Source organism: Anaerotignum faecicola (assembly GCA_024460105.1).
GTDB lineage: Bacteria > Bacillota > Clostridia > Lachnospirales > Anaerotignaceae > JANFXS01.
Genome location: JANFXS010000146.1, coordinates 1 through 521, shown reverse-complemented (window position 1 = coordinate 521; position 521 = coordinate 1). Strand labels below are relative to the sequence as shown.

The 521-nt window shown below is 52.6% G+C and carries 2 protein-coding genes; one reads left to right on the top strand and one right to left on the bottom strand.

Features of this window, described 5'->3' with window-relative positions:
• Positions 1–225: V-type ATP synthase subunit D (locus NE664_13205; protein ID MCQ4727589.1), on the top strand; the 225-nt coding region annotated here is incomplete at its 5' end.
• Between the two features lie 56 nt (positions 226–281).
• Here NE664_13205 and NE664_13200 read toward each other — a convergent pair.
• The coding region (locus tag NE664_13200; GenBank protein ID MCQ4727588.1) for a hypothetical protein at positions 282–521 on the bottom strand (240 nt) is incomplete at its 5' end.

The window sequence follows — 521 nt, the reverse complement described above, 5'->3', positions numbered from 1 at the left end:
GAAAAGGTGAAGGAGCTTACGGTAAAGCTGTCCATGGTGGAAAATTCCGCATACCGCCTGGCAAACAGCATCAAGCGGACACAGAAGCGCGCCAACGCGCTTAAGAATATCACGATCCCGCGCTACGAGGCGCTGACCAGAAACATCACAAATGCGCTGGAAGAAAAGGACCGCGAGGAATTCACCAGGCTGAAGGTGATTAAGCGAAACAAAACCAGCGCCTGATACACGAAAAAGCATCAGATCCCGTCACAGGGCTCTGATGCTTTTTCAGTTAAAAATCAGCGGTTCGCCGCTTCCTCCTTCTCCATCCGCTTATACGGTGAGATATCGTGGCAGGCCAGAAGGAACGCTTCTCTGTCCCCCCATCGGATCCGCGAAGAATCAGCCAGTGTCCAGACATTCAGCACCGGGTTATAGACTTCCAGTATGCTGCTTTCCTTTCCGGCGCATTCTCTCACAGGACAGTGCTCACACGGCTCATTCCGTTTAAAGAACGCCTCGTAGCAGCACATGCCCAG